The organism is Rhodanobacter thiooxydans, assembly GCF_021545845.1.
Classification (GTDB): domain Bacteria; phylum Pseudomonadota; class Gammaproteobacteria; order Xanthomonadales; family Rhodanobacteraceae; genus Rhodanobacter.
The window spans coordinates 1,531,118-1,545,684 of record NZ_CP088923.1 but is presented as its reverse complement, the minus strand read 5'-3'; the positions used below and the strand labels follow the sequence as shown (position 1 = coordinate 1,545,684).

The 14,567-nt window shown below is 66.7% G+C and carries 13 protein-coding genes, 1 tRNA gene and 3 pseudogenes; 4 read left to right on the top strand and 13 right to left on the bottom strand.

Going from position 1 to position 14,567, the window contains the following annotated elements; translation table 11 throughout:
• Positions 1–30: 30 nt before the first annotated feature.
• The 5 genes and pseudogenes from tgt to LRK53_RS19410 form a co-directional block, all read right to left on the bottom strand.
• Positions 31–1,158 (bottom strand): tRNA guanosine(34) transglycosylase Tgt, encoded by a 1,128-nt coding sequence (gene tgt / locus LRK53_RS06840; protein ID WP_027493814.1) that lies wholly within the window; start codon positions 1,156–1,158, stop codon positions 31–33.
• A 71-nt stretch (positions 1,159–1,229) separates the two neighbouring features.
• Positions 1,230–2,276: a tRNA preQ1(34) S-adenosylmethionine ribosyltransferase-isomerase QueA gene (gene queA / locus LRK53_RS06835; protein ID WP_027493815.1), complete on the bottom strand. Its 1,047-nt coding sequence runs from the start codon at positions 2,274–2,276 to the stop codon at positions 1,230–1,232.
• A 63-nt stretch (positions 2,277–2,339) separates the two neighbouring features.
• Positions 2,340–2,496 (bottom strand): annotated as a pseudogene (locus LRK53_RS06830) (LuxR C-terminal-related transcriptional regulator); the annotation flags it as partial.
• A gap of 290 nt (positions 2,497–2,786) precedes the next feature.
• A pseudogene (locus tag LRK53_RS19415) lies at positions 2,787–2,831 on the bottom strand (hypothetical protein); the annotation flags it as partial.
• A gap of 140 nt (positions 2,832–2,971) precedes the next feature.
• Positions 2,972–3,103, bottom strand: a pseudogene (locus LRK53_RS19410) (ATP-binding cassette domain-containing protein); the annotation flags it as partial.
• A gap of 435 nt (positions 3,104–3,538) precedes the next feature.
• Between LRK53_RS19410 and LRK53_RS06820 the strand changes: the two are divergent.
• The 3 genes from LRK53_RS06820 (at position 3,539) to upp (ending at position 6,316) form a co-directional block, all read left to right on the top strand.
• The gene (locus LRK53_RS06820) at positions 3,539–5,050 is read left to right on the top strand and encodes an aminotransferase class III-fold pyridoxal phosphate-dependent enzyme (RefSeq protein WP_027493816.1); all 1,512 of its coding nucleotides are present in this window, start codon (positions 3,539–3,541) and stop codon (positions 5,048–5,050) included.
• 144 nt (positions 5,051–5,194) lie between these two features.
• Positions 5,195–5,560: a PsiF family protein gene (locus LRK53_RS06815; RefSeq protein WP_027493817.1), complete on the top strand. Its 366-nt coding sequence runs from the start codon at positions 5,195–5,197 to the stop codon at positions 5,558–5,560.
• Between the two features lie 111 nt (positions 5,561–5,671).
• Positions 5,672–6,316 carry a uracil phosphoribosyltransferase gene (gene upp, locus LRK53_RS06810; RefSeq protein ID WP_027493818.1) on the top strand — a complete coding sequence of 215 codons (645 nt, stop codon included), beginning with the start codon at positions 5,672–5,674 and terminating at the stop codon, positions 6,314–6,316.
• A gap of 107 nt (positions 6,317–6,423) precedes the next feature.
• On the opposite strand, the gene pip is transcribed toward upp, so the two are convergent.
• A complete protein-coding gene (gene pip / locus LRK53_RS06805; RefSeq protein ID WP_037090403.1) occupies positions 6,424–7,383 on the bottom strand; it encodes a prolyl aminopeptidase in 960 nt (319 codons plus the stop codon).
• Positions 7,384–7,445: 62 nt separating this feature from the next.
• A complete protein-coding gene (locus LRK53_RS06800; RefSeq protein WP_027493820.1) occupies positions 7,446–8,837 on the bottom strand; it encodes an FAD-binding oxidoreductase in 1,392 nt (463 codons plus the stop codon).
• 115 nt (positions 8,838–8,952) lie between these two features.
• Here LRK53_RS06800 and serA point away from each other — a divergent pair, with 115 nt between their 5' ends.
• Positions 8,953–10,185 carry a phosphoglycerate dehydrogenase gene (serA, locus tag LRK53_RS06795; RefSeq protein WP_027493821.1) on the top strand — a complete coding sequence of 411 codons (1,233 nt, stop codon included), beginning with the start codon at positions 8,953–8,955 and terminating at the stop codon, positions 10,183–10,185.
• Positions 10,186–10,303: 118 nt separating this feature from the next.
• Here the strand turns inward: serA and LRK53_RS06790 are convergent, their stop codons facing one another.
• From LRK53_RS06790 to pheT, 6 genes are all read right to left on the bottom strand, one after another.
• Positions 10,304–10,480, bottom strand: a complete 177-nt coding sequence (locus LRK53_RS06790; protein ID WP_185754707.1) for a hypothetical protein — start codon at positions 10,478–10,480, stop codon at positions 10,304–10,306.
• Positions 10,480–11,193 (bottom strand): zeta toxin family protein, encoded by a 714-nt coding sequence (locus tag LRK53_RS06785; RefSeq protein ID WP_235642581.1) that lies wholly within the window; start codon positions 11,191–11,193, stop codon positions 10,480–10,482. Before LRK53_RS06785 ends, LRK53_RS06790 begins: the two co-directional genes overlap by 1 nt.
• Before the next feature lie 216 nt (positions 11,194–11,409).
• Positions 11,410–11,486: transfer RNA gene (locus LRK53_RS06780), tRNA-Pro, on the bottom strand.
• Between the two features lie 55 nt (positions 11,487–11,541).
• A complete protein-coding gene (locus LRK53_RS06775) occupies positions 11,542–11,898 on the bottom strand; it encodes a MerR family transcriptional regulator (RefSeq protein WP_007512073.1) in 357 nt (118 codons plus the stop codon).
• Entirely contained in the window at positions 11,879–12,178 is a 300-nt protein-coding gene (gene ihfA / locus LRK53_RS06770) for an integration host factor subunit alpha (RefSeq protein WP_007512071.1), read from the bottom strand. The genes LRK53_RS06775 and ihfA overlap by 20 nt, the downstream gene beginning before the upstream one ends.
• Before the next feature lies 1 nt (position 12,179).
• Entirely contained in the window at positions 12,180–14,558 is a 2,379-nt protein-coding gene (gene pheT, locus LRK53_RS06765) for a phenylalanine--tRNA ligase subunit beta (RefSeq protein WP_027493822.1), read from the bottom strand.
• Between the last annotated feature and the right edge of the window lie 9 nt (positions 14,559–14,567).

Here is a 14,567-nt window from a genome sequence, read left to right as displayed (position 1 = left end):
CCGCCAGCTGGCGCCCCTGCAGCAGCCTTCCTACGAAACCGCGGCGCCCTGGCGGCGGGCGTAGAACTCCGCCACGAACGATTCCAGCGTGCGGCCGGCGATCGCCGCACGCAGACCGGCCATCAACCGCTGGTAGTAGCGCAGGTTGTGCATGGTGGCGAGCTGGCTGCCGAGAATCTCGTTGCAGCGGTCGAGATGGCGCAGGTAGGCGCGGCTGAAACCGTGGCTGCAGGTGTAGCAGTCGCAGCCCTCCTCGATCACGCTGGTGTCGGTGGCGTACTTCGCGTTGCGGATGCGCAGCGTGCCCTCGGCGGTGAACAGGAAACCGTTGCGCGCGTTGCGCGTCGGCATCACGCAATCGAACATGTCGATGCCGCGGCGCACCGCCTCCACGATGTCTTCCGGCCGCCCCACGCCCATCAGGTAGCGCGGCTTGTCGGCCGGCAGCAGCGGCACGGTGAAATCCAGCGAGTGATTGCGCTCGGCCTCCGGCTCGCCCACCGCCAGGCCGCCCACTGCGTAGCCGTCGAAACCGAGCTTCACCAGCCCTTCCGCGGAGCGTCGGCGCAGGGTTTCATAGACGCTGCCCTGCACGATGCCGAACAGCGAATTCGGATTCTCCAAATCGTCGAACGCGCGCCGCGAGCGCTCGGCCCAGCGCAAGCTGAGCTCCATCGAATCGGCCGCCACCTTCTCCGTCGCCGGGTACGGCGTGCACTCGTCGAAGACCATCGCGATGTCGGAATCCAGCGTCTTCTGGATCTGCATCGACACTTCCGGCGACAGGAACACCTTCGAGCCATCCACCGGCGAGGCGAAGGTCACGCCTTCCTCGGTGATCCGGCGCTTGTGCGCCAGCGAGAACACCTGGAAACCACCCGAGTCGGTGAGGATGGGCTTGTTCCAGCCGATGAAGCGATGCAGCCCGCCGAACGGCTCGATGACCTCCAGCCCCGGCCGCAGGAACAGGTGAAAGGTATTGCCCAGAATGATCTCGGCGCCGATCTCGGTAACGTCGCGCGGGGTCATCGCCTTGACCGAGCCGTAGGTGCCCACCGGCATGAACGCCGGCGTCTCCACCGTGCCGCGGGCAAACGTGAGGCGACCGCGGCGGGCGGCGCCGTCGGTGGCATGGAGGTCGAAGCGGAGGGAAGTCATCCGGGCATTATCGCGGGTTTTGCGCAAGGGGTCAGAGTCACTTTTCGCATGCGAAAAGTGACTCTGACCCCTCACCCCTTATCTTGCCCGACCCCGTGCGGCAGGATCAGCATGGCGTCGCCATACGAGAAGAAGCGGTAGCGCTGCTCGACCGCATGGCGGTACGCACCGAGCATGAATTCGCGCCCGGCCAGGGCGGACACCAACATCAGCAGGGTTGACTGCGGCAGGTGGAAATTGGTGATCAGGCCGTCGATGCTGCTGAAGCGGTAACCGGGGAAGATGAAGATCTGCGTCTCGCCGGCGAACGGGTGCAGCTCGCCGTCCCTGCTGGCGCTTTCCAGCGCGCGCACCACGGTGGTGCCCACCGCGATCACCCGCCCGCCGTTCGCGCGGGCGCGGCGGATCTGCCCGATCAGGTGCGCGCCGACGTTGAGCCACTCGCGGTGCATGCGGTGGTCCTTGATGTCGTCCACGCGCACCGGCTGAAAGGTGCCGGCGCCCACATGCAGCGTGATGTAGCCGAAGTCGACGCCGCGCTCGCGCAGCCGGCCCAGCATCGGCTGATCGAAATGCAGCCCTGCGGTTGGCGCAGCGACCGCGCCGGGCTCGCGCGCGAACACGGTCTGGTAGCGTTCCATGTCGCTGGCGTCGGCGTGCCGCTCGATGTACGGCGGCAACGGCATCTCGCCCAGCTTCTGCAGCAGCTCCTCCAGCGGCTCTGGCGCCTCGAAACGCAACCGGAAGAAGCTTTCGTCGCGGCCCAGCACCAGCGCACGGCTGCCGTCGGCCAGCTCGATCCGGGCGCCCTCCTTCGGTTTCTTGCTCACCCCCAACTGCACCACCGCCTCGTGCGCGCCGGTGACCCGCTCGATCAGGATCTCCACCGCGCCGCCGGTGTCCTTGCGCCCGTACAGCCGCGCCGGCAGCACGCGGGTGTCGTTGAACACCAGCAGGTCGCCCGGCCGCAGCAAGTCGGGCAGCTCGCGGAACATGCGGTCCTGCTGCGACTGCGCCGGCACATCCAGCAGCAGCATCCGGCTGGCCGAACGCTCCGGCAACGGCGCCTGCGCGATCAGCCCGGGCGGCAGCTCAAAATCGAAATCGGACTTCTTCAAGGGGCACAGCCGGTATCGGGAAACGGGGCATTATCCCGCAGCGGACCGATTCCCGTGCAGCGCCTACAGCCAGCCTTTTTGCCGCGCCAGCCGATACGCCTCGATGCGATTGGCGACACCGAGTTTGCCGATTGCCTCGGACGGGTCAGCGCACGGTGCCGTGCGACAGGTTCAGGTGTGCAGCGATGTCGCCGGCGGGCTGGCCCTCGCCGGCCAGGCGCCAGCCCTGCACCACTTCGAGCGGAACCGCGCCGAGGCAACGCACGCGCTTCAGCGCAGCTCGTCGACGCTGCCTTCGTGGATCACTCTTCCGCGCGACATCACGCAGACGCGGTCGGCCAGCACCTCGGCCTCCTCCAGGTAATGCGTGGTCAACAGCTCCGAGCAACCCTTAGCCACCAATTGACGGATCGCCGCCCACAGCTTCCGCCGCGCCCCGATATCCATGCCCACGGTGGGCTCGTCCAGGACCTGCAGCTCGGGCCGGCCGCACAGCGCCAGCGCGAACTGCACGCGGCGCTGCTGGCCGCCGTAAAGCTTGCCGTAGGGCCGCAGCAGCAGGTCGGCGATGCCGCCAGCGTGGCGGTCTCGTCGCAGCCGAGCGGGTTCGGGTAATAGCTCATCGTCGGGCGCAGCAGCTCGCCCACGCGCAGCGTGGGCGGCAGACTGGCCGACTGCAGCATCACGCCGATGCGCCGGCGCACCTCGATGCGCTGCGGGTCGAGTCCGAACAGTTCGGCGCGACCCGTGTCCGGGCGAATCAATCCCAGCAGCAGGCTGATGCTGGTGCTCTTGCCGGCGCCGTTGGGACCGAGCAGGGCGAGCATTTCGCCGCGCCGCACGACGAGGTCCACGCGCCATCCATCCAGCGCGGCGAGTCGGCCGTAGCGCTTCACGGCGGCGGCAAGGCGGCAACGGTGGTGTCGTTCATGCGAGTGTCTCCTCTCGCCGCACAGCCTAGGCAGTGCGCGGCGGCAGCCCTAGTCGCCGCCGTCAACCATCGTGGGTGACAGCCGTCATCCACACGGCAAATTCTGCCCCAAGCGCCTGATCGGGCGAGGCAAAGCGCAGCGGCCATGGATCAGCCAGCCAGGCGCAGGGGGTACCGGGCAGGCCATGCCGCGAGTTATCCTCAACATTCGTGGATACGCGCCACCCGCCAAACCGGGCCGCGCGCCGCGGGAGCCGGGCTCCCCCCACGCACTACACGTTGGCCTGCTTCGCGCTGGGTGCGAGGCGCCGGCGGATCTGAGGAGATAGCCATGGGTGTGATCAACCAGCTGCGCGAACTGCGCGAATTCGGCGGCAAGCCGCGGACCGTCGGCCTGGACGACGCCACCATCGAGCGCATGGCGGCAAACGATCCCCTGCTGGGCCAGGCGGTGACCAACGCGGTGGCGCGCCATCGCGAGCTGCGTGCCGAGCTGGCGGCGGCTGGTATGGGTGATTTCCTCAAGCTCGACGAAGCCGAGCAGTTGGCCCGCGCACAGGCCGGTTTCGTCAACTTCTACCCGGACGACGCGATCAACCCGTACCTGCCGGCGGCCGCGCGCGGCCCGTGGATGGTCACCCTGAAGGGCGCCGTGGTGCACGACAACGGCGGCTACGGCATGCTCGGCTTCGGCCACAACAACCCGGCGATCCTGGCCGCGCTGGCCCGCCCGCAGGTGATGGCGAACGTGATGTCACCCAGCGTGGCGCAGCTGCGCTTCACCGCGGCGCTGAACAAGGAACTGGGCCGCAGCCGCGGCGGCAGCCCGTACAAGCACTACCTGTGCCTGAACTCCGGCTCGGAGTCGGTCTCGCTGGCCTGCCGCATCGCTGACGTCAACGCCAAGGCGATGACCGACACGGGCGCGCGCTACGCCGGCCGCACGATCAAGCGGCTGGCGGTGAAGGGCGCATTCCACGGCCGCACCGAGGCGCCGGCGCTGTACTCCGATTCCAGCCGCAAGACCTATCAGCAGAACCTCGCCAGCTACCGCCACGAGGACACCCTGATCACCGTGGCGCCCTACGACGTGGCGCAGCTGGAAGCCGCGTTTGCCGACGCCGACCGGCACGGCTGGTTCATCGAGGCGATGTTCCTGGAGCCGGTGATGGGCGAAGGCGACCCCGGCCGCGCGGTGACCCCGGAGTTCTACCAGGCCGCGCGCGCGCTGACCGAATCGCACGGCAGCCTGCTGCTGGTCGACTCGATCCAGGCCGGCCTGCGCGCGCATGGCGTGCTGTCGTTCGTAGACTACCCCGGCTTCGAGGGCCTGCCGCCGCCGGACATGGAAACCTTCTCCAAGGCGCTCAACGCCGGCCAGTACCCGCTCTCCGTGCTGGCCGTCGGCGACCGCGCCGCCGGGCTGTACCGCAAGGGCATCTACGGCAACACCATGACCGCCAACCCGCGCGCGCTGGACGTGGCCCTGGCCACGCTGGGCGAGCTCAGCGATGCCGTGCGCAGCAACATCCGCGAGCGCGGCAAGGAATTCGTCGACAAGCTCAACGCGCTGAAGAACGAGCTGGGCGGCCTGATCACCAAGGTGCAGGGCACCGGCCTGCTGTTCTCCTGCGAGCTGGCCGCGGAGTACAAGTGCTACGGCGCCGGTTCCACCGAGGAATACATGCGCGAGCACGGCGTCGGCGTGATCCATGGCGGCGCCAACTCGCTGCGCTTCACCCCGCACTTCAACGTCACCAGCGCCGAGGTCGACCTGATCGTGTCGCATGTACGCCGGGCGCTGCTGGAAGGCCCGCGCAAGGCCAAGGCCGAGGCGGCCTGAACCGAACCCGCTGCGGCGACACTTGACGCGTCGCCGCAGCTGAATACTTCGTGCATGTCAGGTTCCACCCACTCCCGCCGCAGTGGCCGCCGGGCATAGACTGCCCGCGCCGGCGCTCGCCGGTCACCTAGGGAGGGTTCAACGATGTCGATGTCACTTCGTCTGCTTGCCGTCAGTGCCGCGCTGGCTTTCGCCGGTGCCGCCTTCGCAGCCACGCCGCAAGCCAGCACCGCCGCTGCTCCGGCCACCAAGCCACACACGGCGCAGCAGCAGCGCATGGTCGATTGCAACAAGCAGGCCACCGGCAAGAAAGGGGCCGAGCGCAAGACTTTCATGAGCAGCTGCCTGAAAGGTGGCAGCGCCGCAGCGGCCACCGCACCCACGGCGAAACAGGCCCAGCAGGAAAAGATGAAGACCTGCAACACCGACGCCACCGCCAAGGGGCTCAAGGGCGCGGACCGCAAGACCTTCATGAGCAGCTGCCTGAAGGGCAACGCCGCCACACCGTAAGACCTTCTGCAACTCCGGCCCCGCCGGCGCCCGTTCCTGCGTGCGCCGGCGGGGCCACTTCGCTAAGCTTCCCGACTGTCGCGCCCGCACCGCCCGGAAAGACAGTCATCCATGAAGATCGTCGAAGTGCGCCACCCGCTGATCCAGCACAAGCTCGGCCTGATGCGCCGTGCCGGCATCAGCACCAAGGAGTTCCGCGAGCTGGCTTCCGAGGTCGCCGCACTGCTCACCTACGAGGCCACCAAGGACCTGGAAACCGTCGAGGAAGAAATCGAGGGCTGGGCCGGGCCGCTGCAGGTGCACCGGATCAAGGGCAGGAAGATCACCATCGTGCCGATCCTGCGCGCCGGCCTGGGCATGCTGCCAGGCGTGCTCGACCTGATTCCCGCGGCCAAGGTCAGCGTGGTCGGCCTGCAGCGCAACGAGCAGACGCTGAAGCCGACCACCTACTACGAGAAGCTCAGCGGGCGCATGGACGAGCGCATCGCACTGATCGTCGACCCGATGCTGGCCACCGCCGGCACCCTGGTCGCCACCGTCGACATGCTCAAGGCGGCAGGCTGCAAACGCATCAAGGGGCTGTTCCTGGTCGCCGCGCCGGAAGGCCTGGAGCGCATCACCGCCGCCCATCCCGACATCGAGATCTACACCGCCGCAATCGACCAGCGCCTCAACGAACGCGGCTACATCCTGCCCGGCCTCGGCGACGCCGGCGACAAGATCTTCGGCACCAAGCAGCTGCCAGCGAACGACTGACCGACACCTGGGTAGGAGCCCGCTGGCGGGCGATGCTTTGAAAGCCGGGATTCGGGATTCGCAAGAGCATCGTCCGCAAGCGCGGCTCCTACCCGTCATGGCTCGCCTCACCGGCCGAAGCGGTCGGTCGCCTCGATCAGCTCATGCACGTTGCCCGGCTCGAACGCCGAATGGCCGGCATCCTGCACGATGCGCAGCTCCGCCTCGGACCACGCCCGATGCAGGTCCCATGCGCTGCGCAACGGGCACACCACGTCGTAGCGGCCCTGCACGATCACCGCCGGGATGTGGCGGATGCGCCCGACGTTGCGCAGCAGCTGGTCGTCGTGCTCGAAGAAGCCGCCGTTGACGAAGTAATGGCACTCGATACGCGCGAACGCCAACGCGAACTCATCCTCGCCGCTGGACTCGATGTGCGACTGGTCCTGCCACAGGAAGCTGGTGGCGCCCTCCCATACTGACCAGGCACGTGCCGCGTCGGTACGCGTCTTCGCATCGGTGCTGGTCAGGCGGCGGTGGTACGCGCTCATCAGGTCGCCGCGTTCGACCTCGGGGATCGCGTTGAGATAGGTTTCCCACGCATCCGGATAAAGCGCATCGCAACCCTTCTGGTAGAACCACTCCAGCTCCCAGCGGCGCAGCATGAAGATGCCGCGCAACACCAGCTCGGTGACCTTGTCCGGGTGCGTCTGCGCATACGCCAGCGCCAGCGTGGAGCCCCACGAACCGCCGAACACCTGCCAGCGGTCGATGCCGAGATGCCCGCGCAGGCGCTCGATGTCGGCGACCAGGTCCCAGGTGGTGTTGTCGGTCAACTCGGCATGCGGCGTGGACTGGCCGCAGCCGCGCTGGTCGAACAGCACGATGCGGTAGATCGCCGGGTCGAAGAAACGCCGGCATTTCGGATTGGTGCCGCCGCCCGGGCCGCCATGCAGGAACACCACCGGCTTGCCGTGCGGGTTGCCGCTCTGTTCGTAGTACAGCGTGTGCACGGGCGAAACCGGCAGGAAGCCGCTGTCGAACGGCTCGATTTCGGGGTACAGCGAACGCAGCGGCGACGACGGCATGACGGCTCCTCGGGATCGGCTAACAAGCCCGCAAGACTAGCATGGGCGCGGCTTGCGGACCTTCAGTCAGGCGCGAACAGCTTGCCTGGATTGAGCACGCCGTTGGGGTCGAACACCCGGCGCACCCCGCGCATCAGCGCGATCTCCGTCGCACTGCGGGTGCTTTCCAGATACGCCCGCTTGACCAGGCCGATGCCGTGCTCGGCCGAGATGCTGCCGCCATGGCGCTGCAGTGTCGCCGCCAGCAGCGCGGTGACGTGTTCGCACTGGGCGATGAACGCGTCCTCCACCAGGCCGTCCGGGCGCAGCACGTTGATGTGCAGGTTGCCGTCGCCGATGTGGCCGAACCAGACCACCTCGGCCTGCGGATACTCGCGCGCCAGCAACGCCTGCATCTCGTGCAGGAACGCCGGCACCGCGCTGATCCGCACCGACACGTCGTTCTTGTACGGCCGCCGCGGCGCCAGGCTCTCGGTGATGCCCTCGCGCAGCCGCCATAGCGCGGCGGCCTGCGCTTCGCTCTGCGCGATCACGCCGTCGCTGATCCAGCCTTCCGCCATGCCCTGCTCGAACGCGGCCAACGCGGCCTCCTGCTGCCGCTCGTCGGCCGCATCGAATTCGGTCACCACGTAGTAGGGATGATCGCCGTCGATGGCGCGCTGCGCGCCGTGCGCCAGCACGTGCCGCAACGCATGGTCGGTGAAGAACTCGAACGCCTGCAGGACGAGCCGCGCGCGGAACAGTGCGAACACCTGCATCAACGCATCCATGTCCGGCAGCGCCAGCAGCATCACTTGCGACGGCGGCGGCGGCTCGGTGAGCTTCAAGGTCGCCTCCGCCACGATGCCGAGCGTGCCTTCCGAACCGACCAGCAGCTGGCGGAAATCGTAGCCGCTGGAGTTCTTGATCAGCCCGCGGTTGAGCTCAAGCAACTCGCCGTTGCCGGCTACCACTTTCAGCCCGGCGATCCATTCACGCGTGTTGCCGTAGCGGATCACCCGGATGCCGCCGGCGTTGGTGGCGATGTTGCCGCCGATCGAGCACGAGCCGCGCGCGGCGAAATCGACCGGATAGACCAGACCATGTTCACGGGCGGCCTCGTGCACGTGTTGCAGGATCATCCCCGACTGCACGGTCAGCGTGCAGTCCACCGCGTCGAAATCCAGCACCCGGTTCATCCGCTCCAGGCTCAACACCAGCTCGCCGTTGGCCGCCACCGCACCGCCGGACAGGCCGGTGCGGCCACCGGACGGCACGATCGCCACGCGCGACTCGTTCGCCCAGCGCACGATGGCCTGCACCTCTTCGGTGCTGGTCGGCAGCGCGATGGCCAGCGGCGCCGGCGTCCAGCGGCGGGTCCAGTCGCGGCCGTAATGCTCCAGCTCGGCGGGTGCGTTGAGCACGCGCAGCTCCGGCAACCGGCGGGACAGTTCGGCGAGGCGAGGGTCGGACATGCTTGGGCTCCTGGGGCGTTCCCGCAGCCTGCCAGCCGCTTCGCCCCGCGTCCAGTGCTGCAGCGCCGCAAAATCTGGCATAGTGGGCGACAACGCCACTCGACCCGGGACGACCATGCAGACCTCCTACCCTCGCCAGGACATCAAGGTATTGCTGCTGGAAGGCGTCAGCGCCAGCGCGGTCGACAACTTCCGTCGCGCCGGCTACAGCCAGGTCGAGCTGCATGCCAAGTCACTGCCCGAAAACGAACTGAAGGTGCGCATCGCCGACGCGCACATCGTCGGCATCCGTTCGCGCACCCAGCTCACCGCCGAGGTGCTGGCCCAGGCCAAGCGGCTGATCGCGGTGGGCTGCTTCTGCATCGGCACCAACCAGGTGGATCTGGGCGCCGCGCGCAGGCTCGGCGTGCCGGTGTTCAACGCGCCCTACTCCAACACCCGCAGCGTGGCCGAACTGGTGATCGCCGAGGCGATCATGCTGCTGCGCGGTATTCCGCAGAAAAACGCGCAGTGCCATCGCGGCGGCTGGTCCAAGTCGGCCAGCGGCAGCTACGAGACGCGCGACAAGGTGCTCGGCATCGTCGGCTACGGCCACATCGGCACCCAGGTCGGCGTGCTGGCCGAGAGCATGGGCATGCGGGTGATCTTCCACGACATCGAGACCAAGCTGGCGCTCGGCAACGCACGCGCCGTGTCCAGCCTGGACGAGCTGCTGGAACGCGCCGACGTGGTCACTCTGCACGTGCCGGAAACCCCTGCCACCCGGATGATGATCCGTCGCGAGCAACTGGCGAAGATGCGCGCCGGCGCGATGCTGATCAACGCCTCGCGCGGCAGCGTGGTGGACATCGACGCGCTGGCCGCCGTGCTGCGCGCCGGCCACCTCTCCGGCGCCGCGGTGGACGTGTTCCCGACCGAACCCAAGGGCAACGACGACCCCTTCGTCTCGCCGCTGGTCGGTCTGGACAACGTGATCCTTACCCCACACATCGGCGGCAGCACGCTGGAGGCGCAGGACAACATCGGCATCGAGGTGGCCAGCAAGCTGGTCCGCTACAGCGACAACGGCTCCACCCTGTCGGCGGTGAACTTCCCCGAAGTGGCCCTGCCCGAACACCCGCACAGCCGCCGCCTGCTGCACATCCACCGCAACGTGCCAGGCACGCTGTCGCGCATCAACGAGCTGTTCTCGGCCGGCAACATCAACATCGACGCGCAGTTCCTGCAGACCGACGGCGAAGTCGGCTACGTGGTGATCGACGTCAGCGCCGACGAGGCCCAGGCCAGCGAGCTGAAGGCGAAGCTGGCGGCAATCCCCGGGACGCTGCGCAGCCGGGTGTTGTATTAGGAACCCACTCCCTGCAGCGAAGTCACAAGCAGTCCGACACACAAGAGTGCGTTCGTGCTCAATCATGAGGCAAGGCACACAAGAAAAACCCCGCAGAAGCGGGGTTTTTCTTGCTGCATCAACCGCAGGCCTTCAAGAGGTAGCCTGTCGGAGCGCGCTTCACCACATCCTCTTGGCGTTTGGTCGCCTTGACGAGGACTTCGCGATATACCTTGTTCTTTTCGGATGAGGACGCGTTACGGATGAACTCCGCCATCGCGCTTCGCTCAACCTTTTTGGCGGTGAAGATACCCATTAGTCACTCACGTATTTCATGGTTGAAATGGCTACTCTCAAGCGCTTTTCATCGTACGCTTCGGGTGCGTGGTGATCAACGTTCTGGATGTTCGCTTGGTAGGATCGATTTGATCCATCATTGTTCTTCAGAAGCAGGTCAATTTTGATATCGGCACCGTACTTCGCTTTTAAAGCGTTAACGACCCTTCGGGACTCAAAATATTGACTTATAAAGGTTTCTAGGTCAATACGACGCCCCTCGACGGCTTCCCTAGCGCAGACGAACTGCCAAGCCTGACACGGGTCCTGATACACATACAGAACCTGAACCACCCGCTTGTGCTGCAGCGATCGCTCTATGTTGTATCGAGCTTTGTTCTCGTTGGCTAGCGTTCCGTCAAGTAGGAAGCTCTGGTCGTTGTCGAACACAAAGTCGATCATCTTGTCGACGATGATCGAGACCGCTGGCTGAAAGAGGTGGGCGTTGCCGCCGTTGTACATCGGAAATTCCGACCGCAGGTCGTCTGGGTCAATCCGAATGGTTGGCCCGACCGCAGCGACAAGCTCGATCGACGCCTCAGTTTTACCGGCTCCTGGCGACCCCGCCATGAAGATCGAGACCGGATCCTTTTCAGGTGGGTACTGTTCTTTTGAACACAACCTTCGAGCAATGTTCTTCTTGTTTGCTTTCGCGAACGCGATGGCATCGCCTTTGATCTGGTCGTCTGTCATGGCATCTCTCCCTCCGGCCGATCCTAGCAGCGAGAGGCGCATCTAATACGCACCGCATTCCTGGCCCTCAGCGACCCAGCAGATCACCCTTGGCTCGCGTACCCCGAGCCATCCTACGGACTTGGAGGGACTCAATGGGGGTGCCGATGTAGACAACAAAAAACCGCGCCAGAGCGCGGTTTCAGTGACATTCCGGATTGTCTAGAGTAGTCCAATTGGTCGGGGCGGCCGGATTCGAACCGACGACCCTCTGCCCCCCAGGCAGATGCGCTACCAGACTGCGCTACGCCCCGACGAAACGGCAATTCTAGCAGCTTGATGCCCGCTGCCGGAAGCGCGAATCGCGCTTCAGCGGCGCAGCAGGGTCAGCACTTCTTCCAGTTCCATCCGCACCTGGCGCACGATCTGGTGCGAGATGCTCGCTTCCATCCGCGCCTGCGGACCTTCCAGACGCGCGCGCGCACCGGTAATGGTGAAACCCTCGTCGTACAGCAGCGAGCGGATCTGGCGGATCATCAGCACGTCGTGGCGCTGGTAGTAGCGGCGGTTGCCGCGGCGCTTGACCGGGTTGAGGGCAGGAAACTCCTGCTCCCAGTAGCGCAGCACGTGGGGCTTCACCCCGCACAACTCGCTGACTTCACCGATGGTGAAGTAGCGCTTGGCCGGGATGGCGGGCAGCTCGGTGTTATTCCCTTGGTCCAGCATAGCCCTCGACTCTTACCTTGAGTTTCTGTCCCGGCCGGAACGTCACCACGCGCCGGGCGGAGATCGGAATCTCCTCGCCGGTCTTCGGGTTGCGCCCGGGCCGCTGGTTCTTCAGTCGCAGGTCGAAATTGCCGAAGCCGGACAACTTCACCTGTTCGCCGTTTTCCAGGGCTCCGCGGACCACCTCGAAATAGGCGTCCACGAACTCCTTCGCCTCGCGCTTGTTGAGGCCCACGTCGAGGAAAAGCCGCTCGGCCATTTCCGCCTTGGTCAGAGCCATCTCACCCTCGCAACTTTGCCTTGCATGATTGCTCCAACGCCGCTATGGCCTCGCGTACGCAACGGTCCGCGTCGTCGTCGGTAAGCGTGCGTGAAGCGTCCTGTAAAATCAAGCCCATAGCGAGGCTTTTTCGGCCTGCTTCGACTCCCTTGCCGCTGTAGCGGTCAAACAGGCGCAGTTCTTTCAGGCGTTCGCCCAGCGTGCGGCGAACCGTCTGCTCGATTTGTGACCAGTGGACCGTTTCCGGCAGGTCCATGGCAAGGTCGCGGCGCACGGCCGGGAACCGGGGCACTGCCTGCGCCTGGGGCAGGCGGCGCGCCAGCAGCGGCTCCAGCGCCAGTTCCAGCACATGCACGTCCGGGCCCAGGTCCAGCGCCTTGGCCAATTGCGGGTGCAGGGCGCCGAGGTGACCCACGATGAGGCCATCGCGCGTCACCCGGGCACCGCGCCCCGGGTGCAGCCAGCCCGGCAGGCCATCGGCATGCACCGACCAGCGCTGCGGCTCGCCGCCCCAGGCGAGCAGCGCATCCAGGTCGCCCTTGAGATCGAAGAAATCCAGCGCCCGCGTCGGTTCGCCCCATTGCTCGGCACGAGCCTTGCCACAGGCCACGATGGCCAGACTGGGCGTCTCGACCGGCGGATTGCCCTGCGCAAACACGCGAGCGACCTCGAACAGCCGCACCCGTTCCTGCTGGCGTGCGCGATTGTGGCGCAGTGCCTCGATCAGCCCCGGCAGCAGCGAGGGCCGCATCACCGCCAGATCGGCCGACAGCGGGTTGGCCAGCGGCACCAGTTGCCCGGTGAAGCCCCACTCCGCCAGCAGCTCGGCCGCCACGAAGGACAGGTTGACGGCCTCGTAGTAGCCGCGCGCGGCCAACTGCTCGCGCAGCGCCAGTTCGTTGATGCGCGCCTCCGGCTCGATAGCCAGGGTCAGCGCGCCAGCCGGGGTAGCCGTGGGAATGTTGTCGTAGCCGAAAATGCGCGCGACTTCCTCGATCAGGTCCTCTTCGCGTTCGATGTCGAAACGGCTGCTCGGCGCGGTGACCTGCCAGCCGTCGGTCGTCGCCGCGACCTGCATGCCCAGCGCGGTGAAGATGCGCGCCACTTCGGCGTCGGCCACGTCCACGCCGAGCACGCGCTGCAGACGCGCACGGCGCAGGACGACCGGAGCCGGTTTCGGCAGGTCGGCCGGATTCTCCGCCACCAGTACCGGGCCGGCCTTGCCGCCGGCGATCGCCAGCAGCAGCTCGCTGGCGCGCTCCAGCGCACGGCGCGGCAGTTCCGGGTCGACACCGCGCTCGAAGCGATGCGAGGCATCGGTGTGCAGGCCCAGCTTGCGCGCGCGGCCCATGATCGCGGCGGGTGCGAAATGCGCGGATTCCAGGAACACGTTGCGGGTGGCGTCGGTGACGCGCGAGTCGTGGCCACCCATCACGCCGGCCACGGCCAGCGCCTTCTTTTCGTCGGCGACCAGCACGAAGCTTTCGTCCAGTTTCGCCTCGTTGCCGTCAAGCAGCTTCAGCGTCTCGCCGCTGCGCGCGTGGCGCACCACGATGTCGCCCTCGAGCGTGTCGTTGTCGAACGCATGCAGCGGCTGGCCCAGTTCCAGCATCACGTAGTTGGTGACGTCGACCACCGCGCTGATCGGACGCAGGCCCGCGCGGCGCAGTCGCTCGGCCAGCCACAGCGGCGAGCGTGCCATCGGGTCGATGCCTTCGATGATGCGGCCAAGGTAACGCGGCGCATCCCTGCCCGCTTCCAGGCGGATGCCGCGACGCGCATCGCCGGTCACCGGCACGCTTGCTGCTGCCGGCAGCTTCACCATGCTGCCGAACAGCGCAGCCACGTCGTGCGCCAGGCCGACCATGCTCAGGCAATCAGGGCGGTTCGGGGTGAGCTTCAGCTCGAAGCTGGCATCCGGCAGACCAAGATAAGCAGCCAGCGGCTGGCCGACCGGCGCAGCGGCCGGCAGCTCCAGCAGGCCGGAGGCGTCGGCGTCGATGCCCAGTTCCTTCGCCGAGCACAGCATGCCGAACGATTCCACGCCGCGCAGCCTGGCCGCCTTGATGGCGATGCCGCCCGGCAACTTTGCACCGACCGTCGCCAGCGGCACCTTGATGCCAACGCGCGCGTTGGGCGCGCCGCAGACGATCTGCAACGGATCGCTCTGCCCCGCATCGACCTTGCACACCTGCAGCCGGTCGGCCTGTGGGTGCTTTTCGGCGGCGACGATCTCGGCCACCACCACGCCGGCCAGGTCGTCGCCCAGCGGCGTAACTTCTTCCACTTCCAGCCCGGCCATGGTCAGCGCATGGGCCAGTTCGGCACGATCGGCCTGCACATCCACCAGTTCGCGCAGCCAGTTTTCGGAGAATTTCATGGATTGAAG